The sequence below is a fragment of the Sporosarcina aquimarina genome, from assembly GCF_033253705.1.
Lineage (GTDB): Bacteria > Bacillota > Bacilli > Bacillales_A > Planococcaceae > Sporosarcina > Sporosarcina aquimarina.
Map to the genome: position 1 here is coordinate 281,703 of NZ_JAUBDH010000004.1, position 23,636 is coordinate 305,338.

Sequence of the window (23,636 nt, forward strand, 5' to 3'; positions counted from 1 at the left end):
AATATACTGACGTAATTCTTCCTGATTCTCACTCTAAACCTATTCTTATTGCGTTCACAAATAAGTGAGAATCATTGTCAGTTATGTGTTGACTTCCATTTTGAGTTTGCTATAATGGGACTTGCGGCTAACTGATAATAGTTTTCATTTAAACAAATCGTATCCGCAAATATCTAGATATCGGAGTTCTTCATGAAGAAACGTTATTTGTTTATTGCGCTGATCCTCCTCTCATTACTTTCTTTGTTTGTGGGAGTGAGTCATATTTCACCGAAAGACCTGCTCGACTTCCGCTCTGAGGAAACGGAAATCTTTCTAATTAGCCGATTGCCGCGATTGCTTGCGATTGTGCTGGCAGGTGCAGGGATGAGTATTACAGGTCTGATCATGCAACAGCTGAGTCGCAACAAATTTGTATCCCCCACAACAGCGGGGACGTTAGATGCGGCTAAGTTAGGGATTCTCGTTTCAATGTTGATGTTTACGAACGTTTCAACGATTGAGAAAATGCTAGTTGCATTTGCTTTTGCACTAGGTGGAACTCTGTTGTTCATGAAAATTTTAGACCAAGTTAAATTTAAAGATGCAATTTTCATTCCGCTTGTTGGACTAATGTTCGGTAATATTCTATCGTCCATTACGACATTTTTTGCTTACAAAGCGAATGTAATCCAAAACATGGCCTCTTGGTTGCAGGGAGATTTTTCCCTCATTATGAAAGGCCGCTATGAATTGTTATACATAAGTATCCCCGTCCTCATTATTACGTACCTGTATGCAAACCGGTTTACCGTTGCAGGTATGGGTGAAGATTTCTCGAAAAACTTGGGGCTTGCTTATCGAAGGATTGTGAATATCGGGCTGATTCTCGTTGCCCTCATTACAACTACGGTTGTTTTGACGGTCGGCGTAATTCCATTTCTCGGTCTTATTATCCCGAATATTGTTTCCATCATTAAAGGCGACAATTTAGAAAAAACACTACCGCATACAGCTATGCTGGGTGCAATCTTTTTGCTGATTTGTGACATACTTGGACGAGTGATTATTTATCCGTACGAGATTTCAATCAGTTTAATGGTTGGCGTCATCGGCAGCGCAATCTTCCTCTATATGCTGTTTAGGAGGAAAGCCTATGCGTAATCGAACAAAGTTACTCATATTTGCTGGTATTGCACTCGTTTTTTGTGGATTGTATTTGTTCCATGGACTAAATGGAAGTTATGACTATGCACTGCCGCGCAGAGCTGTAAAAGTCCTCGCTATGGCGGTTACTGGCGTCGCGATTGCTTATTCTACAGTCATCTTCCAAACGATTACACATAACCGTATTCTGACGCCGAGTATAATGGGGCTGGACTCCTTATACATTTTGCTGCAGACGGTGCTAATCTTTTTCCTTGGATCTACACATGTAACTATTGTGAACAAACAAGTGAACTTCGTATTATCTGTTGGAGCGATGGTTATTTTTGCTTTGCTGCTCTATCAATTCTTGTTCAAAGCAGGAAAACGTCCAATTTACTTCTTGTTGCTCGTCGGGATTATCGTAGGAACCTTCTTCCAAAGTATCTCAACGTTCCTGCAAGTGCTGATTGATCCGAACGAATTTTTACGGGTTCAAGATAAGTCCTTCGCAAGCTTCAATAACATTAACGGTGACCTTGTCTGGTGGTCTCTTGGGATTCTCGTTATAACGCTCATCATTGGATGGCGGAAGTTTAACGAATTAGATGTACTGTCACTCGGTCGGGATACAGCCATCAATCTTGGGATAGACCATGACAAAATTGTTAAAATGATGCTCATACTCTCTTCAGTACTCATTGCAGTTTCGACTGCACTCGTTGGACCTATTACATTTTTCGGTTTGATTGTCGCGAATCTGTCTTATCAGTTCTTTAAAACTTACAAGCATTCCATACTGATAATGGGTGCTTCAGTAATGAGTATTATTGCGTTAGTCGGTGGCCAGTGGGTTGTTGAGAGAGTGTTCAGCTTCTCTACAACACTCAGTGTAATCATTAACTTTGTCGGTGGAGCATACTTCATCTACTTACTATTAAAGGAGAGTCGATCTGCATGATCCAGGTTCGGGAATTGACCAAGTCATATGGCAGTAAAGCAGTCGTTGAAAAGGTAAGTGTGGATATTCATCCAGGCAAGATCACTTCTTTCATCGGACCAAATGGAGCAGGAAAGTCGACACTTTTGTCTATGGTAAGCAGATTGCTCGATGCAGATACAGGCGAAGTCCTCGTTGATAATGACAATGTCAAAAAGATGAAGTCCAACGAGTTTTCAAAACGTGTCTCCATTTTAAAGCAGTCGAACTTTATGAATGTGCGTCTAACGATTCGCGAACTGGTTTCGTTTGGTCGTTTCCCACACTCCAAAGGGCGTCTGCAGGCTGAAGACATTCAAATTGTGAACCAAGCACTCGATTATATGGATTTAATGAGCATGCAAGATATGTACTTAGAAGAGCTCTCAGGTGGTCAAAGGCAACGTGCGTTCATCGCAATGGTCATTGCGCAAGATACGGATTACATCTTGTTGGATGAACCGCTGAATAACTTGGATATGAAGCATTCCGTCCAAATTATGAAGATTTTGCGCAGGCTCGTCGATGAACTCGGCAAGACTGTCGTTATCGTTCTTCATGACATTAACTTTGCCTCTGTCTATTCAGATCGTATCGTTGCATTAAAGGAAGGCCGTGTTGTGAAAGACGGTCCGACAAACGATATTATTAATTCAGAATCACTTCGGGAAATCTATGACATGGACATCCCGATTCAACAAATGAACAATTGTCGCATCTGTGTGTACTTCAACTCTTAAAACAAAAAGGATGGTAACAAAAAGATGAAAAAACTTACAGTATTATTTATGGCATTCGCATTGATGCTAGTTTTGGCAGCATGTGGATCTAAAGACGAAGATAAGAAACCTGAAGCAAGCAACTCAGGATCAGACAATACATCTGAAAATAGTGAAGCAGCAGAAACAAAAGAAATGACATTCAAGCATGAGCTTGGCGAAGCAACATTAGAAGGCACTCCGAAAACAGTAGCAGTCTTTGACTTTGGTGTACTGGATACATTAGACGAACTAGGTGTTGAAGTTGCAGGTGTTCCACAAGCAACGATTCCATCGTACTTAGAGAAATTCGCTGGTGATGACTATACAAACCTAGGAAGCTTGAAAGAGCCGGATTTTGAAGCGTTGCACGCAATGAAGCCAGATGTTATTTTCATCTCTGGACGTCAAGCAGACTTGTACGATCAGTTTGAAGAAATTGCGCCAACTATTTATATGGGACTAGACTACACAAACTACATGGATTCGTTTAAGAAAAACATGGATGTTATCGCTCAAGTCTTCGACAAAGAAGATGAAATGAAAACAGAACTTGAAGATGTAGATAAGCAAATCGAAGACATTAACGCAAAAACAGCTGAAACAGACAGCAAAGCATTAATCACTCTTGCAACTGAAGGTAAAGTAAGTGCGTACGGTCCTAGCTCACGTTTTGGTCTAATTCATGACGTATTTGGATTCACACCTGCAGATGAGGGAATCGAAGCATCTACACATGGACAAAACATCACATTCGAGTACATTCTTGAAACAAACCCGGATATTCTCTTCGTAATTGACCGTGATGCTGCAATTGGTAACGGTGCAAATGCTGAAAAAACAATTGAAAACGACTTAGTAAAGAAAACAAATGCTTACAAAAACGAAAAAATCATTTATCTGAATGGCGAATACTGGTACCTTTCTGGTGGCGGATTGAAGTCAATGAAAGAAATGATTACAGAAGTTGAAGCAGCGCTTTAAAGATTTGAAAGCCGATTCCTCAAAGGGAGTCGGCTTTTTCTTTTTGTGTGTTTCTCTCGAAGTTATAGTCGAGAGAATACACGGCTAGTGGCAGATTCACCAGGTCAGTCGGAACATGCAGATGTAAAGTGGCTTTGCTGAGAACTAATGATTAGACTATTCCGCGTATTTAAAAGAGCTTTACCCCGCCTGTTCTTAATTGTATAATTACATGTGTCATGACAGTAGTTTAGACAGTGGAGGAGAAAAGAAAATGGCGAATATGGCAGAACAGGTGTCATCGAATTCGAAGAAACCCCGAACTATTTCTCGCAACAAACTATTAGTAATATCCGGAACAGGCTGGATGTTCGACGCAATGGATGTAGGAATCTTGTCATTCGTCATTGCAGCGATCGCAGTAGAATGGAATCTTGCGCCTGCAGCCATTGGATGGGTTGGAAGTATTAACTCATTAGGAATGATGGTAGGGGCAATCGGTTTTGGACTATTGGCAGATCGAATCGGCAGAAAGCAAGTTTTCATGTTAACGTTAGTACTATTTTCTGTAGCAAGTGGATTATCTGCACTGACAACCACTTTGCTGGCTTTTCTCATATTGAGATTCTTTGTAGGAGCAGGTCTTGGGGGAGAACTCCCGGTCGCATCGACACTAGTTTCAGAAAGTGTGGAAGCGAAGGAGCGGGGGAGGGTCGTGGTTTTGCTGGAAAGTTTTTGGGCAGCCGGATGGCTCATCGCCGCTCTGATTGCATATTTTGTTATTCCTTCATTCGGATGGCGTGCAGCATTGATCATTACAGCATTGCCTGCATTCTATGCGATTTACTTACGCCGCAACTTACCAGACTCACCGAGGTTTGTAAAAGCGGGTGCATCCAAACAATCCGTCGTGGAAAAGATGTCCGCTCTTTGGGCAAAACCATATAGAAGACGTACACTTATGCTTTGGATTGTGTGGTTTACAGTTGTCTTTTCATACTACGGCATGTTTTTATGGTTACCGAGTGTCATGGTGTTGAAAGGGTTTGCGATGATCAAAACGTTCGGCTATGTCCTGCTGATGACACTGGCACAGTTGCCAGGCTATTTCTCCGCGGCATGGCTTATTGAGCGGACAGGACGAAAGTTTGTACTTTCAACCTATCTAATTGGCACAGCATTGAGCGCGGTTGCTTTTGGAAGTGCAGATACCTTACCTATGCTGCTGTTATTCGGGGCACTGTTATCGTTCTTCAACTTAGGTGCATGGGGTGCGTTATACGCGTATTCACCAGAACAATATCCAACGTCAATTCGCGGAACGGGGACAGGTATGGCTGCGGGGATTGGAAGAATTGGAGGCATCTTTGGCCCGCTGCTCGTCGGTTCCATGTTAACGGCTGGCTATGGATTCGGATTGATATTCGGGATTTTCTGCGGAGCAATTCTCATAGGAGTTCTTGCTGTTATTTTCCTAGGTACTGAAACGAAACAGTTGGAACTGGAATGATCATAATATAGATTTATAGAATAGACAAACAAGCCATTAACGGGTAGATGATTCCGCTAATGGCTTGTTTTGTTTTTTAGTAACTAATCGCAATAGACGGGGACGATTATACCGTTGGGCAATAATGATGGGAACGTTGAATAGAATAGCATACGCAACATTCAGCCAACCGGCCCAGAGAGGATTCCAAAGAAAGAACAGCGCTGCAGGTGCAATTGAAATCCAATGCGTCAATTCAGCTCTGCGAGATTCGACGATGAATTCTTGTAGTGCATACATATCGCTACCGTGAAGCGCTTTTTTGTTGTAGCCATTTCGTATAAACATCGTCCCGTCAGGAATTAGTTGTTTCCATTGTTTGACACGAAACATTTGTTGCCACAGATCACCTTGTCTTTCGAATTTAAAGGTTTTAAATAGTTTTTCATGACGCATGAACCAACCTGTAGGAATCCGGACTGTATAGAAGGAGAGTGTGAGATGGAAAAAGCTCCAAGCAATGGCGTCCCAAAATAGTATCCAGCCTAGTGGTAATTCAATTATGGGCATGGTCGAATCACCTCGCCAATTGATTTATACATTTATCTTGCGTCCTCGCCAGCTCACTGTCTTGCGGACGTGAGTCAAATAGAGTGAATACATAAATACAGCAGTAAAGAAAACTAACAACAACGGATAGAACGGGAAAATCCACCATGAGAAATTACCAGTTCTTCGCGCTAACCATGCCATTTTCAAAACATTAAACAAGTAGAGAACTGTAGCTATTATAATCCAAAAGAGTGATCCGAATAAGGAGGTGAGTATCAGCAAAGCGGGACTCACGAATCCACCTGTAATCCAAAGATTGACGAGTATCATCACAAATGGATGAGTGGACTTAGAAGCGGTACCAAAATTCTTTGTCCATCCTTCCAGTAATTGGTGGAATCCTTCGGGATACATACGGAAATGGATAAGTCCACGTCCTCCGAAGCAATGTACAGGCAGTCCTTGTTGCTGGAATGCTTCGCCAAGCGCTAAATCATCCATAACAGCGCCACGAATTGCTGCGTGACCGCCTGAAGCATCGTAATCAGCACGGTTACACAAAATACACGGTCCAAATGATCCGGCACTCTTTAACCGCTCGCCGAATGGTGTGAACACGTTCATGCCAGTCATGACAATAATATTAAAGATGGTAGAGGCATTCTCATATACTTGCTTGATTTTATGATAGGGCTGTAGCGACAGTATGCCTGTCCCGCCCATTTTCACATATGAATTAACACATCGAAGTAAACTATCAGAACGTTCAAATGTCGTGTCTGCATCCATGAATAGAAGAAGGTCGCCTTTAGCTGCCTGCACACCTGTCCAACATGCAGCTGATTTACCGATCCAGCCGTCATCGGGTTTGGTATTCCGGATAACGTTCGCATTGAAGGAGCGGGCGACCTCGCTTGTCCGGTCTTCACTATCATCATCAATTACAAGTGTTTCAAACGAAATGCCTTGTTGACGTGATAAAGACTCTAGTAATGAAACGATCCGGTTTTCTTCATTGCGAGCGGGAATAATAATTGAAACCAAAGATGATGGTTTCCATTCAAGTGAATCTTTTAAAGAGGGAACAGGCAGTCGCCAAAACATAAGTATGCCACACGCGAGTCCGACTGTTGAAATGAGTGCGGCAACTGCAAAAGCTGCGACTAACATGTGAAATTCCCCTTTCTCGAGCCCGAAGTAGGCTCAACCGATAATCCTCTTGTCACGTTTCATGCAGCCGATCACGTTTAGCGATTTTGTCGCTCACTTGTTGGCCGCTTAGTGTAACCATCGGCATGCCGCCTCCAGGATTTACAGTGCCTCCGACGAAGTAAAGATTGTCGTATAGGTCACTCTGTTTTTTGTGCTTAAATCCGCTATTTTTCTTTTTATCAGAAACAGTACCGTAAATCGCTCCGCGATCGGACCCATAAGTACGCTCGATATCATGCGGAGTCCATACATCCCGAGTCACGATGTTTTCTCGTAATCCATGCAAGCCCATCCGTTCTAACTTAGCAAGAACACGCGCTTCCAGCTCTAAATAGTCATCCGCTGTAAACGGGTTGTCCTGAATATAGGGAATGTGCGGTAAAATTTTCAGGTTTTCGCAACCGGCAGGTGCTTGGGAAGGATCTGTTTTGTTCGTGTTCACGACATATAAAGTTGGATCATCGGGTAATTCATGTTTCCTGAAGACTTTGTTCATTTGCTCATGCAGATTCTCTGAGAAGAAGAAATTGTGATGATTCAAATGAGGATATGACTTGCTAACTCCTAGATGAAGTACGAGTCCGGAACTTGAAGGCTCGAATTTCTTTTCTAACTTTCGTACATACTTTTGGTCAGCATCGACCATCTTCTTATAGAAAGGGATGACTTCCATATTGGATACAAAATAGTCGGCTGTCTGAATTGAACCGTCCTCAAGTTCAACACTGGTAATCGTATTATCCTCATTCGTATGAGCGCGCACAACGCCCATACCAGTATGTAGTTGTACTCCGGCTTCAGCAGCTAATTTTGTTAAACCTTCCGCCAGCTTATGCATGCCTCCAGGTACGTACCAGCACCCTTGGACATGCTGCATATAAATCATCATATTTAATACTGCAGGAGCGTCGTATGGGGATGAGCCGACATATTTTATGAAATAAGAGAGCATATCACGCAAATGAGGATCACTGATTCGTTTTGAAATCGCTTCGTACATCGTTGAAGAGAGGTCAAACCCTTTCAAAGAAGAAAGAATACCGTGATGCGACAAGACTTCTTTAGTAGTATCCAATCCTGCTTCAAAATAACCTGTTTCAGTCGTATCGTATAGTCGTTTAGCGTACTTTAAAAACGAATAATACTCTTTAATATCGCCGCGTGTCAGTGAAGGATTTCCTCGCTCCATTAATCTGAGATCACCATACAAATCCAAAACGGTGCCATCGGGGAAAAAAGAACGCCATTCCCGGCTCAGACGGGTCATCGGTACGTAATCTGACATCCGTTTTCCACTTCCGTTGAATAATTTTTCGAAAATATGGGGCATCGTCAGTATGGATGGTCCAAGATCGAATCCGAACCCATCTTGTTCAAGCCGGTTTAACTTACCGCCTAAATGTAAATTCTTTTCATAAAGAGAAACGGAGTAACCTTTTTGTGCTAGCGAGATGGCTGCAGAAAGTCCGCCAAGGCCCCCGCCTATTATTAGTGCAGATTTAGTTGTCTGAGTCATGCATACACCGTCCTTCTTTCTATACCCGTTGTTATCCAATGGATTGAGCTAAAATCCGCATCATCTCACGCTTAGTGACATAGTTTTTGCGTGCAAAACAATCATAATTGTTTTGGCGTACACTTGCTAAAATTCCTCGATAGACCTGAGCAGATGCAAGAACTGCAAATTGGCTGTCATTATCAAAGTCAGAAATACATCCGAGAAATTCATCGTATCGGTATTCTGCGCGAGCCGCCATAAGTTCCCATACGTCAATGAAGCTTTGAGTAATCAGTGAATTTGCCAGCTGATGACTGTCGTATCCAACCTTTTCAAGTTCGTCCAATGGAAGATAGATCCTGTCTTTTTCGCGATAGTCTTCTCCCACATCACGCAAAATATTCGTAATTTGCATTGCCACGCCCAGGCTTACTGCAGCATCTGTACAATCCTTACTTGATTTTGAAGCAATAATAGGGAGCAACATCCTTCCTACAGAGCCAGCAACATAATAACTGTACGTTTCTACCTCATCCAATGTTCTTGGAGCGGAAAATGAGATATCCATTCGCTGTCCTTTCAGTTGGTCAAAGAATGGTTCAATATCCATTGAGTATGTGTTAAATACAACTCGCAATGCACGCCATAATGGATGATCGATTTCTTGCCTTCGAGAAAAAAGGTTTAGCTCCTCTGTCAATTGGTCCAGCGCGGCCAGCTGTGCAAAGTCTTCGTTGTTTTCATCGACACTATCATCAGCTGTTCTGCAAAAGGCATATATTGCGTAGACTGCTTGGGCTTTCTCCTCAGGCAGTCTTGAAAAGGCATAGTAAAAACTTTTAGAGTGTCTTTTTATGATCTGTTCACAATACTCAAAGTCGTCCTGAATCGAAATCATGCCTGTCATTAGAAATCCCCCTTTCAGCGGGTGTGGAATAATATTCCCTTATCGTCATGCAAGAGTTCTTCCGTGGCAATTCGAGCGGACAATAATACAATAGGTACACCTGCACCGGGATGTGTGCTGCTGCCCGTAAAATAGAGATTGTCACAATGTGTTGCTTTGCTTTGCGGACGCAAATGATTACTTTGAGAAAGTGTAGGTTGAAGTCCGAAAGTCGCCCCGTTATATGCGTTAAAACGGCTTTCGAAGTCATGTGGTGTCATGTAAGATTCAGAAACAATTTCCTGTTTTACATTTTCGAAACCTTTTACTTCTTCCAGTGCGTCTAAAACATAGTTTCGATAATGCTGTATAGTCTCGTCGTCCCATTCGTATTCAGCACATGACTTATCCGAAACAGGTACAAGAATATACAATCCGTCTTTTCCTTCAGGAGCAAGACTTGGGTCTAACTTGGATCCAATATAAACATAAAATGATGCTTGCTCGAGGCGTTTTCCAGTAAATATATCATCTAAATTCTTTTCAAGCTCTTCATTAAATATAAAGTTGTGGGCATTTGGCACTTCTTCGTATTTACGATCCATCCCTAAATACATTAAAAAACAGGAACAAGAGTATTTCATGCTATCAATTTTTTTGTCTGTATATTTCCCTTTAGCTTTTGGCTCTTTCACTAAATTTTTTAAAGCATAAGGGAAGTCTGCATTACACATCACAAAATCGGAGTGAATTACTTTCCCGTTAAGCCTTACTCCTGTAGCTTGTCCGTTTTCAATAACAATTTCTTCTATAGGTGAATTATAGTGAACCGTTCCACCGAGTTCTGTAAAGAGGCGCTCCAATGATTTTGCCATTGTGTACATACCGCCTTTTATGAACCATACACCATAAAGGAATTCGATCATGGGAATCATGGTATACAGAGAGGGTCCGCTATAAGGGGAAACGCCGATATATAATGTTTGAAAACTGATCATCTGCTTCAATCGTTCGTTCTTAATGTATTTGCTGATGAAGTTATCCGCACTGTCGAATGTTTTCAGTTTTAATCCCTGAATCAACGTAGAGGGATTATAGAAATCAGAAGGGTTCCGAAATGGTTTCTGAATGAAGTGCTCCTTAGCTACTAAAAACCGCTTGTAAATTACTTGTATATATTCTAAGAAACCTTGCGCATCTTCGTCGCTGATTCCTTCAATTGTATTCATGAGGTCAACTAGATCGGAATTGATTTGATAATGGTCTTCAGGCTGATCACCAAAGTAAACGCTGTACATCGGGTCTAAGCGTTCCATTGGTATATAATCATCGGGATCTACCCCGCATACTTGAAATACTTCCCTATAAAGCTCTGGCATCATGACAATAGTTGGACCTAAATCGAATTGATAGCCATCTTGCTGAATTCTATTCATTTTCCCTCCAGGCAATGATTCTTTTTCGTACAAAGTAACGTCATAGCCAGCGTGCTGAAGGCGGCATGCGCTTGCCAATCCGGCAACACCAGCCCCGATAACAGCAATACTCTTTTTCATAGTGTATCTCCCCGATTCTCTCTAGTAGTTTAAAATATACTTGTACAAGGTTTTGTGATAAGATTATACAAAAATGTATATTCTAAACCCTATTAATAAGCTTATTTCCTATTATACATATTTTCAAACATTGTACATATATTATGTTTGTACAATGTTGTCCGAAAGAGATAGAATGCAGGAAATGCAATGGAATAACTAGATTTGCTGAAAGAAGAGGCGCTCAATCATGAAAACAAATCAGGAACAAGGTCTTCTTGTAAATGAAGTTTCTCGAATAACGGGCTTATCCCGACAAGTTATTCGTAAATGGGAAGACCGTTATGATATCGTTTGTCCTAAAAGGCATGAGAATGGATATCGTCTTTATACGATTGAGGACGTCAGTACGCTTCTCAAAATTTGCGAAATGCGCGACAAAGGGTATCCATTGAAAGAAGCTATTCATCTTTTTCGACAGGATCAGTCAATGAGAGCAATGCCAATCCCGCCAGTGAATGAATATGTGATAGAACTTATGGAAAAAGGACAGCATTACGATGAGGACGGCCTTTTACTTATACTGAAGCAAGCGCATCATCGATATGGTTTAGAACGTTTTCTAAGTGAGGTCATTCAGCCGTTAATGTTGGCAGTAGGAGAGAATTGGGCAAATGGAGATTGGGATGAAAGCCAGGAAACCATAACGAGTTTACTGGTCCGCGACTTTTTAGTGCAAATACGTCGGAATTTTGACTTGGCAGAAGGAACTCCGAAAATATTGGGATGCTGCCTACCTGATGAAACACATGAAATACCTTTGCATATCATTTTGCTGCAAGCCATGATGCATGGCTGGCAGACAATTGCAGCTGGACCATCCCCGAAGTTGTCATCTATTGAGTTTCTTGTACAACGTTTGCGGCCGGAAAAAGTCATGCTATCTGCGACTACCACAATTCCATTTGAACGCGATCCGAAATTATTGGATAAGTTAGAAGCCATGGCTGCTAGAAATACAAAAACAGAATTTTTTATAGGGGGACATGGCGTGTTCAACCATGAACTTTTTTTGTCACCGAAAAAGATACGAATTGCTTATTCAATTGAGGATGTATTGAAGTGAACTGTTTGAAACCAATGGTACTAGTTAACCGTATGAAGTAGTGAGGGTAATTTATGCAAATTGAGTTAAGCTGAACTAAAAAATGAGGTGTTGATCATAGAAGAACTCCATAAGTTTAGAATTCCTGAATTTGTTGCGGAACTTGGGAGAAAACGAATTGAAGGCTATCCTGTAGAAGGGTTTGTCTACGGAGAAGGTCCTCATCAGCCTAAATTGATGCTAATCGGAGAAGCGCCAGGTGAAACCGAGGCGCTTGGCGGCATTCCTTTCACGGGGAGAGCTGGTAAAGAGCTGATGAAGTCGCTTGCTTCTATCGGGCTTACACGTGAAGATGTATACATCACAAGCGTTGTTCGAAGCCGTCCGTATCGTTACGGGCAGCGGAAAGAACGGGACGGTACGTTGACAGAGCGGAAATATAACCGGCCGCCAACCAAACATGAAATTTTAGCACATGCCCCTGTTCTTGACTTTGAAATCGCAAATGTTCAGCCCGAGCTGATTGTGACGTTAGGAAACGTAGGTTTACAAAGATTGATTGGCAAGCAAGCGAAAGTTACAGAGATGCACGGCCAATGCTTGGAACAGCCTGTTCGTTTTTTACGTGAGTTGGAAGACGTGGAGTATGAGTGGACGGATCAGTCGTTTACAATTGTGCCGACATTTCACCCAGCGTCGATTTTTTATCGGCCCTCGCATCGACCGTCTCTAGAAGCGGATTGGCTGGAAATTGGCCGGATTCTTCAAGAACGGACTAACGGATGATTTTAAAAGAAAGCAGGAGTGGATATGGCAAGTAACGGGACGGCAACGATGGAAACAAAACAAACTAAAGGTTCTTTAAAAGAATTTGTCAGTCTGCTTAAACAATTGGATTGGCCGAAAGGTGTTACGGTGACCGCACTAGTTTTAGCGCTGTTTTCTACTGTCGCAAGTTTAGCAGTGCCGCTTGTTACGAAGCAGCTGGTAGACTCGCTGACGACTGATTTATTTAATTGGAAGACGGCTGTATTTCTATTTGCGGTGTTCATCATCCAAGCGGTGCTTGGCGGTGTGTCCTATTATATGCTCGCTTATATCGGGGAGACGATTGTCGCGGATTTACGCACACGCTTGTGGAGTAAAGTCCTGCGGCTGCCCGTTCCATATTATGACGAAACCGAAACTGGGGAAACAATGAGTCGGATTACACAAGACACAACGATTCTTAAGCAATTAGTTTCGGACCATCTGGTTTCGCTTATTACAGGTATCATATCAATTATAGGGGCCATCGCAATTCTGCTGTTTCTTGATTGGAAAATGACACTTATTATGCTGATTAGCATTCCGGTAAGTATGGCCGTTATTTTTCCTCTAGGCAGAGTGATGCATAAAATTGCCAAGGCAACGCAGGCGGAGATGGCGAAGTTCTCCGGGCTTCTGGGTCGTATCCTCGGCGATATACGGTTAGTGAAAGCGTATCGTGCAGAAGATACCGAGCAGGAAAAAGGGTCAGTTGCGATTCGTTCGCTATTCGGTTTTGGACTAAGGGAAGCGAAGATTCAAGCTGTAATTTCGCCGGTGATGACATTAATCATGATGGGGATTTTAGTTGCGATATTAGGATATGGCGGAGCTCAAGTTTCTAAAGGCGCACTATCTGCAGGAACACTCGTCGCAATCATTTTCCTCATGTTCCAAATAATTGTTCCGTTTGCACAGATGGCACAGGTATTTACAGTTTTTCAAAAAGCGGTAGGAGCTACAGAACGTATTCAGCAGATTCTAGGGATGAACAGTGAACGTACGGAAGGAATTTCGGGAGCATCCGATGAGGCGCTTACGTTTAAGGATGTCTGCTTTGCCTATGACGATGAGAAACCGGTATTGAATAACATCACTTTTAACGCAGTACCGGGAACTGTCACGGCATTTGTAGGTCCCAGTGGTGGCGGTAAGACAACATTGTTTTCGCTGATTGAGCGATTTTACCATCCGACATCAGGGACGATCGCACTTGGCGGATGTTCAATTGAAGAGATTGCGTTATCCGATTGGCGCGGTCGGATCGGCTATGTTTCTCAAGAAAGTCCTTTGTTGAGCGGAACGATTATAGACAATATTGCGTATGGTCTGTCTGAACGTCCTTCCTTAGAAAGAATTCGTCATGCTGCTGAGTCTGCGAATGCACTTTCTTTCATCGAAGAAATGGAAGATGGTTTTGAAACGTTAGTTGGGGAACGTGGAATGAAGCTTTCTGGGGGACAGCGGCAGCGGATTGCAATTGCGCGTGCACTGTTACACAATCCATCCATCTTATTGCTGGATGAAGCGACCTCGAACCTTGACAGTGGATCTGAAGCCCATGTGCAAGTTGCTTTGCAACGGTTGATGGAAGGACGGACGACATTGATTATTGCACATCGTTTGTCAACGGTTATTGATGCAGACCAGCTGATTTTTTTAGAAAAAGGAACAATTACAGGAATCGGTACACACGAGGAGCTTTTGAAAACGCATCAAATGTACGAAGAATTTGCAGCGGGTCAAGGCCTCGCGTAAAAGAACGCTAAAAGGAAAAGGAGTTCCGTCTCGGGAATCTCCTTTTCTTTTTTTTGTATTCAATACTAAATGGATTGTAAATGCTGAAAACGGGTAGACCTGTAGATACATTGATCATCTTCAACTGGTGGAATAATTCGTGTGGAATTTACAGCTGTTGAATGAAAAAGGAGGGATGCGTTATCCACAAGCCAGTTGAGCAGCAATTTTTTGAGAAACCTGTTTTAGAGCTAGCCCGGAACTTAATCGGGCAGCTAATCGTTCATGAACTGCCTACTGGACCGGTAGTGGCCCGAATCGTTGAAACAGAGGCTTACCATGGAGAGCAGGATGAGGCTGCCCATAGTTTTAAAAATCGAAGAACGAAACGAACTGAAGTAATGTTCAAAGAGCCAGGGAGTGTCTATACGTATCAAATGCACACTCATACGTTGATGAACGTCGTTTGTGGACCAGTTGGCACGCCTCATGCAATTCTTATACGCGCTGCAGAACCTGTTGAAGGTCTGGAGTACATGAGAGAGCAGCGTGGAGAGAAATTAGCGATGAAAGATTGGACAAATGGGCCGGGTAAACTGACGAAAGCACTCGGAATTACGATGAAATACTATGGCCATCACTGGACAAAGCAGCCGCTATTCATTGCCCCGTCGGAAGCAGTGGGGGAAATTGAGGCGGGTCCCCGTGTTGGAATTTCAAACGCTGGAGAAGCCGTTCATTATCCATGGCGTTTCTATGAGAAAGATAATGCGTTTGTTTCGAAATTTCGTCCTTAGGTTTAAATTTGTATGAATAGTGGAATTTAATTAAGAGGAACGAATAATACTAACTACAAGGAGTGCAACTATATTATGGCTAAAATTGCAACGGTACTGACAAATATGTTTGAGGACTCAGAGTATACGGAGCCAGCAAAAGCATTCAAAGATGCTGGTCATGAAGTAGTCACCATTGAAAAAGAAGCAGGGAATGTCGTAAAAGGCATGAAGAAAGATACCCCTGTTACGGTTGATAAAGGAATCGATGATGTGAAGCCGGACGATTTCGATGCACTGTTCATTCCAGGTGGATTTTCTCCTGATCAGCTTCGGGCGGACGATCGATTTGTGAAGTTTGTGAAAGCCTTTATGGATGCAGACAAACCTGTATTTGCAATCTGTCATGGACCGCAGCTTTTAATTACTGCAAAAGCTTTAGAAGGCCGTGATGCAACGGGCTTTAAGTCAATTCGAGTAGATATGGAATACGCAGGAACTAAGTTCCATGACAAAGAAGTTGTCGTATGTCAAAACCAACTCGTCACAAGCCGCCAGCCGGAAGATATACCTGCTTTTAACCGAGAAGCGCTGAAGTTACTTGAAGCGTAAACGCTAAAATACATCCAGATTGAGGAAGGTCCTGCACTAGGGCCTTCTTTTCTGTGAGTTGAAAACGCTTAATATGAGTGGTAAATTTAACAGGCATACATATCTTGAATAGCGCGAAGAATGGCAAGATGGATGAAAAGGACCTTCATGAGTAAAACGGATGGAGAATCACTGGAGACACATTAGAAGATTTAAAGAGAAAGAAAGTGCGTCTTTTGAAACGTGTGTATTAACTTAGGGGGAACTTAGTTGAAAGTTTTAAAGATGGGCAGTGCGTTTATAGGAATTATTGTCGGAGCAGGATTTGCTTCGGGAAAAGAGATTGTACAGTTCTTTACGAGCTTCGGAGTAATGGGAATTATAGGAGCTGTAATCTCGACAGTCTTATTCGCGTACTTCGGAATGGTATTGATGAGGCTGGGAAGTCGAATGCAAACGACATCCCATAAGGAAGCGGTTTACACCATAAGTGGTAAATATCTTGGAATAATCGTCGACGCAGTGATTGTGATTACTTTATTTTCTGTAGGGGTCGTGATGATTGCAGGGGCTGGGGCAAACCTGAACCAGCAATTCGGTTTACCTCCATTCGTCGGCAGTTTACTATTAGTCGTTTTAGTGTTTTTAACAGTGCTGATGAACGTCGATCGTGTCGTTGCTGTTATCGGCAGTATCACCCCATTTCTGGTACTTGCAGTCATTATCGTTGCGGTTTACTGCCTTACCACGATGACAGACTCATTTTCCAGCTTGAACGGTGTAGCAACTTCAGTTAAAACAACGTTACCGAACTGGTGGGTTGCATCCGTTAACTATGTATCGTTCAATATCGCGGTGGGGGCTTCCATGGCACTCGTCATGGGCGGAGCCGAAAAAGATGAAAAAGCAGCTGGATGGGGCGGGTTAGTCGGAGGTCTAGGTCTAGGAATAATGATTATTCTCAGTCACTTAGCGATCTTTTCGAAAATTGACGTAGTCAAAGATGCGGACTTACCGATGCTTGCTATCATTAATGACATTTCACCCATGCTGGCAATCCTGATGGCCCTTGTATTGTACGGAATGATTTTCAACACTGCAGTCAGCATGTTTTATTCATTCGGAGCACGCTTTGTACGCAGGGGAACACCGAGGTTCCGCTCGTTCGTGTTTGCCTTGCTCATAGTCGGATTCGGGTTGAGTTTCTTTGGATTCTCTGCTCTTTTAGACATTATGTATCCTTTCATCGGGTATATTGGTTTGTTCCTCATGTTGACGTTACTTATTGCTTCATTTAAATTACCTAAAAAAGCATTACGCAACTAAAAAGACGCCGTCCTCGACTAGTGAGGGCGGCGTCTTTTGCGAGTTTTATGAATGTGCAAGTTCGAGTTGAACGGCTGGGCCGAAGAATTCGAAGTGTACTTTTTCTTTGTCGATACCCATTTCGTACAATTGACTAATAACAGCCTGCATGAATGGTGTTGGTCCACAAACATAGACGTCACTATCTTCTAATACGTTTTTCTCAAGGAACTCGAGGTTAATAAAACCGTCGCCTTCTTCAGAGTAAAGAGCTGCATAGCTAGAAGATTCGAGTGATTCGTCCATTTCACGAACTACTTTGTCAAATGCTTGGTGACTGCGAGTGCGTGAAGAATGCAAGAATGCAACTGGACGTCCAGGTGTAGTTGTTGCAACTGTTTCATACATCGCCATCATCGGTGTTACACCAACTCCACCACTTATGAGTGTTACCGGAGAGCTGTTCTCGATATCAAGATAGAAGTCACCTGCAGGAGCACTCAGTTCAACTGTATCTCCAACATTTAATTGGTCATGCAGATAAACAGATGCTTTACCATTCGGATTGTTATCTGCTTCTCGTTTTACTGAAATACGGAAAGATTCACCGTTTGGCGCTTGTGAAAGACTGTATTGACGAATGAATGTATTTTTCTCGCCAGGAATCTCAAGCTTGATGCTGATGAACTGTCCAGGTTTGTAAGTCGGTACTTTTCCACCGTCAACAGGTTTGAAGTAGAATGAAGTAATTACTTCACTTTCTTTGATTTTATCAGCAAGCACGAAACCTTTGAACAGCTTCCAGCCGCCTTCTTCGGATTCCATCTGATCGTACATAGATTTCTCGACACCGATAAATGCATCTGCGATAACTCCGTATGCTTCTTCCCATGCACCTAGAATTTCAGGAGTTGCTGCGTCCCCAAGTACTTCTTTGATAGCGCCTAAAAGATACTTTCCGACAATTGGATACTGTTCTGGAACGATACCAAGCGAAACGTGTTTGTTGGCGATTTGTACGACTGCTGGTACGATTGCTTCTAAGTTATCTATGTGCTTCGCAGCTGCAAGTACTGTATTTGAAAGAGCTGTTTGTTGACGTCCCTGCTCTTGGTTTACGTGGTTAAAGACGTTTAAAAGTTCTGGATGTGCCTCAAACATATTTTTGTAAAAGACAGTTGTAATTGTTTTGCCATGTGCTTCGAGAACGGGTACAGTAGATTTAACAATATCAATGGATTGTTGCGATAACATAAATGACACGACCTCTCGTAGTTGATAAATTAAGCATAAACCTAATTAATTTAAAAAGCTATATAAAGAATACATCTTTAAACACTGTTCGAATTTTGGTCACAATTCATTCAACGATTAGACAAAAACTATGATTTCATGGAAAGGTTAGTGAACACTATGCGCTTAACGCTCTATACAGATTACTCATTACGGGTTCTAATCTTTCTTGCAGCGAAGCCAAAAGGGGAACGGTCAACAGTTACGGAAATATCTGAGTCCTTCAGGATTTCTAAAAACCATTTGACGAAGGTGGTACACGAACTTGGTAAAGCGGGTTTCATCGAAACGGTCCGCGGAAGAGGCGGAGGAATCCAATTAAAAGTTGCACCAAATCTCATCAACGTTGGAAATGTTGTCCGTCAGACAGAAGACGACTTCCAATTAGTAGAATGTTTTAATCGTGAATCGAATCAATGCGTGCTGGCACCGGCATGTCAGTTAAAGGGTGTGCTGCAAGAAGCCCTCCATGCCTATTTAGCCGTTTTAGATCGATACACAATTGAAGACTTTGTACAAAATAAAGATGAAATCAGCATGCTTCTGTTTCCGCGAACGTAATCCGGATGGTAAGATAAGATAGACGCACTACGTAAAGATATTTAGGAGGAATTCACTTATGAACAAAGTACTTGTATTTGGTCACAAAAATCCCGATACGGATTCAATCGCATCTGCGATTACATATGCTTATTTGAAACAGCAAATCGGGTTGGACGCAGAGGCTGTAAGACTTGGCAGTGTGTCTGAAGAGACGGCATTCGCACTTGAAACATTTGGTTTTGAAGCACCCCGTCAAATTGACCGAGCAAAGACAGAAGCATCACAAGTCATTTTGGTGGATCATAACGAGAAACAGCAAAGTGTAGATGATATTGAAGAGGTTAAAGTACTTGAAGTCATCGACCACCACCGGATTGCAAATTTCCAAACGAACGAACCTTTGTACTACCGTGCTGAGCCAGTCGGGTGTACGGCTACAATTTTAAATAAGTTATTTAAAGAAAACGGCGTCGACATTCCGAAAAATATTGCAGGACTTATGCTGTCTGCGATAATTTCTGACTCATTGCTCTTTAAATCCCCTACATTTACTGAAGAGGATAAAAAGGCTGCTGATGAATTAGCTAAAATCGCAGAAGTGGATGCTGCAACGTACGGATTGGACATGCTAAAAGCGGGTGCTGATCTAAGCAGCAAAACATTGGAAGAACTCATTTCACTCGACGCTAAAACCTTTGAAGTGGGCGATGTGACAATGGAGATTGCACAAGTCAATGCTGTCGATCTAAACGATATTCTCAATCGTAAAGAGGAGTTGACTCAGCTGTTGACGCAAGTAGTATCTGTGAAGAAACTCGATTTATTCCTATTTGTCATTACGGATATTATTAACAACGATTCAATTGCAATTGCGATCGGCGAGAAAGCATTCCCGGCAATGACTGCGTTTAACGTTGTCCCGGCGAATGATATGGCAATTCTAAGCGGCATTGTGTCTCGTAAAAAACAAATTGTACCTGTCTTAACAGAAGCGTTTAAATAAGAACTGAAAAAACTGCCTAATGAGTGAGGGAATTCACTCGTTAGGCAGCTTTTTTATCTCTTATAACTGTAAAAGATTGTTTTCACCCGCGATTTTAATGTTAGTCGTTCAAGTCTAATGGCCGTGTAGCAGGTCCCTCGAGTACAGAACCGTCTTTTCTAAAACGTGATCCATGACAAGGACAATCCCACGTTTCGTCCCCGGTATTCCAACGTGTACGGCATCCCATATGTGTACATATCGGGGCTTTCGCGCGTGTGATATGGCCTCCTGTAAATTCGTTCAAAACAAAACCGGTCGTTTTAATGGCTTGAAATAACCGTGTGCCGAAACCGGTTCGATCTGGCGCGTAAAGGGGAATCCCGGGATTCTTTCTTCCTGTTATTTGGTCAGATACAATATGTGCAGCGGCGAGGGAGTTCGACATGCCCCATTTACGGAATCCAGTGCAAATATGGACGTAGGGCATAGATTTGGAAATAGGTCCCGCGTATGGAATGAGATCGGGGGTGGAGGGATCTTGGGCAGCCCAAGTGTGAATAGGCTCACCAAGATGATAGATCGATTGCAGTTCATCGGAAAGGCGATTGTAGTGAATGGTTGTGTCACTTGTACTTCCAGCTCTATGGGTTTCACCGCTAAGAAGGAAGTGGGGACGTCCATCGATGTATGCAGTGCGAACAGAGCGTTTTGGTCCGTCGACGGATAAGTACTGCCCTTGTAAAGGCATATCGGCAGGCGCAGATATAAGGTAGGAACGGTTCACTTCCAATTTCATGATGTTCATCCCCCGCAATGCTTCGATAGGATAATGCGTACATAATACTAATTCATCAAATTGTATAACGATGCCGTTACTGAGCTGAAGGGACTTATCTTTTAAATTCATTGAACGGACGGCGGAATGTTCACAAAGCTGAACGCCTTCTGATTGAGCGAGTTTCGCAAGGTGCTGACCAAATCGGACTGGATGCAGCTGTGCCTGATTGGTCAAAGTCAGTGTTTCTTTCACGGGTAACGGTAATTCGAAATTTAACCGCCGATCAAATGGAATGCCCAGCTGTTCGTAGACAGCGGCCTCATTCCTTAAAGAATGGACACCTGAGTCTGTTTGTGCAAACAACACAGAGTTGGCGGTGCGCAGTTCGTCACCTTCTGAAATCGATTGAGCGAACCGGATAGCGGCATCATTCGTCTTATAATAGAGTCGTGCGGAGTCTTCCCCGAATTTCTTTAAGAGGCCGGCATATACTAAATCATGCTGAGTGGTCAGCTTTCCGGTAGTATTTCCAGATGCCCCTTCAAGAATACGGTCCTTTTCAAGCAAAACCACTTTTTTGCCCGCCTTAGCTAAAAGATAAGCCGTGGTGATACCGCTCAATCCACCTCCAATAATGCAGATGTCGCACGTCGTGTCCATTGTAGCGGGGGGATAGGCAGTACGGGGATAGGCAGTTTCTAGCCAAAGTGAGTTCAACATTGTGATTTCCCTCCGTGTTCAGTAAGTTCACCTGAACATATCTTGTCCAGAAATTACAAAGTTTAACGGAATGACAGAAAAATATAGATTCTCAGTAACATTTAATGTAAGGGGAGTATACTTAAAAGGTGACGGATTTCAGCTCGTTCCTCTTGTCAAACTACTAGATTCACAGCATACTGTTAAGAGGCTATGAACTTTCGAAAGGGTTGGATAGAATGGCTAAGCATCAATGGCTTACTGATTTAAAAGAGACGATTACACAGGGACAGCTCTTGCTGGATGAATCCCTTTCTGGTTATACAAAAACTGAATTAGGCGGTCGTGCAGATTTGCTCGTAATTCCTCAAACTGTTGAAGAAATGCAAGCAACTGTTCAATACGCCTACGAGCGTGATATTCCTTTGTTACTGCTTGGAAATGGTTCTAATATGGTCGTCCGCGATGGCGGGGTGCGCGGGATTGTTCTGCACCCTGTAAAGTTGGATAAAATCCATGTAGATGGGACATCTGTTCATGCGGAAGCAGGGGCTCATATAATCGATGTTTCCAGAGCATCCGCAGCAGCCGGGTTGACTGGCTTCGAATTTGCATGTGGGATTCCTGGGTCTGTCGGGGGCGCAATGGCGATGAACGCCGGTGCTTACGGAGGAGAAATCCACGATATTATCGTTCAATCCACGCTCATGAATCGTAAAGGTGAAATATTCATCTTATCTAAGGAAGAGTTGGAGCTTGGATACCGAAAAAGCATTATTGCCGACAAAGGGTACTTCTGTTTGTCTTCGGATTTCGAACTTACAGTGGGTGACCAAGAGGCGATCGATGCGAAGGTGGCGGATCTTACGTTCCAGCGGGAATCGAAGCAGCCGCTTGAGTATCCATCAGCGGGGAGTGTGTTTAAACGTCCTCCAGGCTATTTCGCGGGTAAATTGATACAAGACAGCGGTCTTCAAGGTAAAGGTGTTGGGGGAGCTGAAGTGTCGACTAAACACGCAGGTTTCATCATCAACAAAAATCACGCAACAGCGACGGACTATATTCAAACGATTGAAATGGTTCAAGCGGAAGTGAAAAAACGTTTTGGCGTGGAGTTGGAACGTGAAGTGAAAATCGTTGGTGAGTCCGTCGAGTAAAAGAAAAACGGTATTATAAAAAGCAGGGAGCGCATTGGCTCTCTGCTTTTTTAATAGTTAAGCGTCAATTTTACAACTGACAAGAGATGGATCTGCTACGCAGTCATCTGTAATTCGTACTTGGCACATCTTTCCATTGTGCATGAATTTGAAAATCCCGTTATTGAAGTCGGTTCCCGTTTCTTTGAAAAAGATCCCTTCAAAACGAGCATCTTTTGTATAGTTGAACGTAATGCGGAACCCATCCCCATCATCTGTGACGTACGCACGCAATCCTTTTTCGAACAAACCTTCTACGTCATGTTTGATAGAACGGGCAACAGAAACGACGTGGAAATCGACAAAAGTGATCTCACGCAGTAAGACGTTCATAAATGACCCTTTTGTGATTTCTTCCCATCGGCTCTGCGCTGTTTGTCCGATAATGATTTGTGTTACATTTCGATCGTGGGCTACTTGTTTAATCACTTTCGCGGTGGGGCGTGTCTCATTATCCCGGATAATGAATTCATCCACTTCAAGTTCGTCTGAGAGCTCTCTCCAACGGTCAATGTAATCAGATTTTTCTGCGTCCATATCATCTTGAGGCCGTGGATCGACCGTCAATACATAAAGGGGACAGTCCATCGCACTCGCCATTTGGTGACCTCGTTTAATGAGTCTTTCACCATTTGGTCCATAATACACACAGACAAGAATGCTTTCGTCCATGCGTCCTTTCACTTTTCCCATGTTGTCTTCCACCTCCATGTATCCGAATACTGAACATAGCCACACCTCTGAAACAGTCTATTCAAGTGCGGTTGCTGTAAATGTTGTGTATACTTTAAAATGAAACCAAAAAAACACACGTCTTTTTGTGA

The 23,636-nt window shown here is 42.8% G+C and carries 22 protein-coding genes; 14 read left to right on the forward strand and 8 right to left on the reverse strand.

Translation table 11 applies throughout. The features are described from left to right. Nucleotides 1-192 precede the first annotated feature (192 nt). The 5 genes from QT716_RS08610 to QT716_RS08630 all read left to right on the forward strand — a co-directional run bounded on the left by QT716_RS08610 (nucleotide 193) and on the right by QT716_RS08630 (nucleotide 5,335). Nucleotides 193-1,143 carry an ABC transporter permease gene (locus QT716_RS08610; protein WP_317935643.1) on the forward strand — a complete coding sequence of 317 codons (951 nt, stop codon included), beginning with the start codon at nucleotides 193-195 and terminating at the stop codon, nucleotides 1,141-1,143. Further along, the gene (locus tag QT716_RS08615) at nucleotides 1,136-2,086 is read left to right on the forward strand and encodes an iron chelate uptake ABC transporter family permease subunit (protein ID WP_317935644.1); all 951 of its coding nucleotides are present in this window, start codon (nucleotides 1,136-1,138) and stop codon (nucleotides 2,084-2,086) included. Before QT716_RS08610 ends, QT716_RS08615 begins: the two co-directional genes overlap by 8 nt. Further along, on the forward strand, nucleotides 2,083-2,844 hold the full coding sequence (locus QT716_RS08620; RefSeq protein WP_317935645.1) for an iron ABC transporter ATP-binding protein: 762 nt from the start codon (nucleotides 2,083-2,085) through the stop codon (nucleotides 2,842-2,844). The genes QT716_RS08615 and QT716_RS08620 overlap by 4 nt, the downstream gene beginning before the upstream one ends. A gap of 24 nt (nucleotides 2,845-2,868) precedes the next feature. Beyond that, complete coding sequence (locus tag QT716_RS08625) at nucleotides 2,869-3,846, forward strand: siderophore ABC transporter substrate-binding protein (protein WP_317935646.1); 978 nt, start codon at nucleotides 2,869-2,871, stop codon at nucleotides 3,844-3,846. Nucleotides 3,847-4,099: 253 nt separating this feature from the next. Further along, on the forward strand, nucleotides 4,100-5,335 hold the full coding sequence (locus QT716_RS08630) for an MFS transporter (RefSeq protein ID WP_317935647.1): 1,236 nt from the start codon (nucleotides 4,100-4,102) through the stop codon (nucleotides 5,333-5,335). Between the two features lie 36 nt (nucleotides 5,336-5,371). Here QT716_RS08630 and QT716_RS08635 read toward each other — a convergent pair whose 3' ends face one another. Genes QT716_RS08635 through QT716_RS08655 form a run of 5 tightly spaced genes read right to left on the reverse strand, consistent with a single transcriptional unit; the run spans nucleotide 5,372 to nucleotide 11,018 of the window. Continuing rightward, complete coding sequence (locus QT716_RS08635; RefSeq protein ID WP_317935648.1) at nucleotides 5,372-5,884, reverse strand: glycosyl-4,4'-diaponeurosporenoate acyltransferase CrtO family protein; 513 nt, start codon at nucleotides 5,882-5,884, stop codon at nucleotides 5,372-5,374. 24 nt (nucleotides 5,885-5,908) lie between these two features. Then, nucleotides 5,909-7,036: a glycosyltransferase gene (locus QT716_RS08640; RefSeq protein ID WP_317935649.1), complete on the reverse strand. Its 1,128-nt coding sequence runs from the start codon at nucleotides 7,034-7,036 to the stop codon at nucleotides 5,909-5,911. 52 nt (nucleotides 7,037-7,088) lie between these two features. Then, nucleotides 7,089-8,594, reverse strand: a complete 1,506-nt coding sequence (locus QT716_RS08645) for a phytoene desaturase family protein (RefSeq protein ID WP_317935650.1) — start codon at nucleotides 8,592-8,594, stop codon at nucleotides 7,089-7,091. A gap of 31 nt (nucleotides 8,595-8,625) precedes the next feature. Continuing rightward, nucleotides 8,626-9,483, reverse strand: a complete 858-nt coding sequence (locus tag QT716_RS08650; protein WP_317935651.1) for a phytoene/squalene synthase family protein — start codon at nucleotides 9,481-9,483, stop codon at nucleotides 8,626-8,628. A gap of 14 nt (nucleotides 9,484-9,497) precedes the next feature. Next, nucleotides 9,498-11,018 (reverse strand): phytoene desaturase family protein, encoded by a 1,521-nt coding sequence (locus tag QT716_RS08655; RefSeq protein WP_317935652.1) that lies wholly within the window; start codon nucleotides 11,016-11,018, stop codon nucleotides 9,498-9,500. A 229-nt stretch (nucleotides 11,019-11,247) separates the two neighbouring features. Between QT716_RS08655 and QT716_RS08660 the strand changes: the two genes are divergently transcribed. The 6 genes from QT716_RS08660 (at nucleotide 11,248) to QT716_RS08685 (ending at nucleotide 17,339) form a co-directional block, all read left to right on the forward strand. Next, nucleotides 11,248-12,123: a MerR family transcriptional regulator gene (locus QT716_RS08660; protein WP_317935653.1), complete on the forward strand. Its 876-nt coding sequence runs from the start codon at nucleotides 11,248-11,250 to the stop codon at nucleotides 12,121-12,123. A gap of 90 nt (nucleotides 12,124-12,213) precedes the next feature. Further along, nucleotides 12,214-12,888 (forward strand): uracil-DNA glycosylase, encoded by a 675-nt coding sequence (locus tag QT716_RS08665; protein WP_317935654.1) that lies wholly within the window; start codon nucleotides 12,214-12,216, stop codon nucleotides 12,886-12,888. A 24-nt stretch (nucleotides 12,889-12,912) separates the two neighbouring features. Continuing rightward, nucleotides 12,913-14,667 carry an ABC transporter ATP-binding protein gene (locus tag QT716_RS08670; protein WP_398292914.1) on the forward strand — a complete coding sequence of 585 codons (1,755 nt, stop codon included), beginning with the start codon at nucleotides 12,913-12,915 and terminating at the stop codon, nucleotides 14,665-14,667. Nucleotides 14,668-14,828: 161 nt separating this feature from the next. After that, the gene (locus QT716_RS08675) at nucleotides 14,829-15,443 is read left to right on the forward strand and encodes a DNA-3-methyladenine glycosylase (protein WP_317935655.1); all 615 of its coding nucleotides are present in this window, start codon (nucleotides 14,829-14,831) and stop codon (nucleotides 15,441-15,443) included. A gap of 75 nt (nucleotides 15,444-15,518) precedes the next feature. Further along, complete coding sequence (locus QT716_RS08680; RefSeq protein ID WP_317935656.1) at nucleotides 15,519-16,034, forward strand: type 1 glutamine amidotransferase domain-containing protein; 516 nt, start codon at nucleotides 15,519-15,521, stop codon at nucleotides 16,032-16,034. Between the two features lie 264 nt (nucleotides 16,035-16,298). After that, nucleotides 16,299-17,339 carry a hypothetical protein gene (locus tag QT716_RS08685; protein ID WP_398292967.1) on the forward strand — a complete coding sequence of 347 codons (1,041 nt, stop codon included), beginning with the start codon at nucleotides 16,299-16,301 and terminating at the stop codon, nucleotides 17,337-17,339. Between the two features lie 45 nt (nucleotides 17,340-17,384). Here QT716_RS08685 and hmpA read toward each other — a convergent pair whose 3' ends face one another. Then, on the reverse strand, nucleotides 17,385-18,572 hold the full coding sequence (gene hmpA / locus QT716_RS08690) for an NO-inducible flavohemoprotein (RefSeq protein ID WP_317935658.1): 1,188 nt from the start codon (nucleotides 18,570-18,572) through the stop codon (nucleotides 17,385-17,387). A 159-nt stretch (nucleotides 18,573-18,731) separates the two neighbouring features. Here hmpA and QT716_RS08695 point away from each other — a divergent pair, with 159 nt between their 5' ends. Together QT716_RS08695 and QT716_RS08700 are read left to right on the forward strand one after the other, a co-directional pair. After that, nucleotides 18,732-19,172, forward strand: coding sequence for an RrF2 family transcriptional regulator (locus QT716_RS08695; protein ID WP_317935726.1), 441 nt, complete (start codon nucleotides 18,732-18,734; stop codon nucleotides 19,170-19,172). A gap of 58 nt (nucleotides 19,173-19,230) precedes the next feature. Continuing rightward, entirely contained in the window at nucleotides 19,231-20,157 is a 927-nt protein-coding gene (locus tag QT716_RS08700; RefSeq protein ID WP_317935659.1) for a manganese-dependent inorganic pyrophosphatase, read from the forward strand. A gap of 100 nt (nucleotides 20,158-20,257) precedes the next feature. On the opposite strand, the gene QT716_RS08705 is transcribed toward QT716_RS08700, so the two are convergent. Beyond that, entirely contained in the window at nucleotides 20,258-21,637 is a 1,380-nt protein-coding gene (locus QT716_RS08705; protein ID WP_317935660.1) for an FAD-dependent oxidoreductase, read from the reverse strand. Between the two features lie 218 nt (nucleotides 21,638-21,855). On the opposite strand from QT716_RS08705, the gene murB reads away from it, so the two are divergent. Further along, nucleotides 21,856-22,773: a UDP-N-acetylmuramate dehydrogenase gene (gene murB / locus QT716_RS08710; protein ID WP_317935661.1), complete on the forward strand. Its 918-nt coding sequence runs from the start codon at nucleotides 21,856-21,858 to the stop codon at nucleotides 22,771-22,773. A gap of 57 nt (nucleotides 22,774-22,830) precedes the next feature. Here murB and QT716_RS08715 read toward each other — a convergent pair whose 3' ends face one another. Continuing rightward, on the reverse strand, nucleotides 22,831-23,505 hold the full coding sequence (locus tag QT716_RS08715) for a universal stress protein (RefSeq protein ID WP_317935662.1): 675 nt from the start codon (nucleotides 23,503-23,505) through the stop codon (nucleotides 22,831-22,833). Nucleotides 23,506-23,636 lie beyond the last annotated feature (131 nt).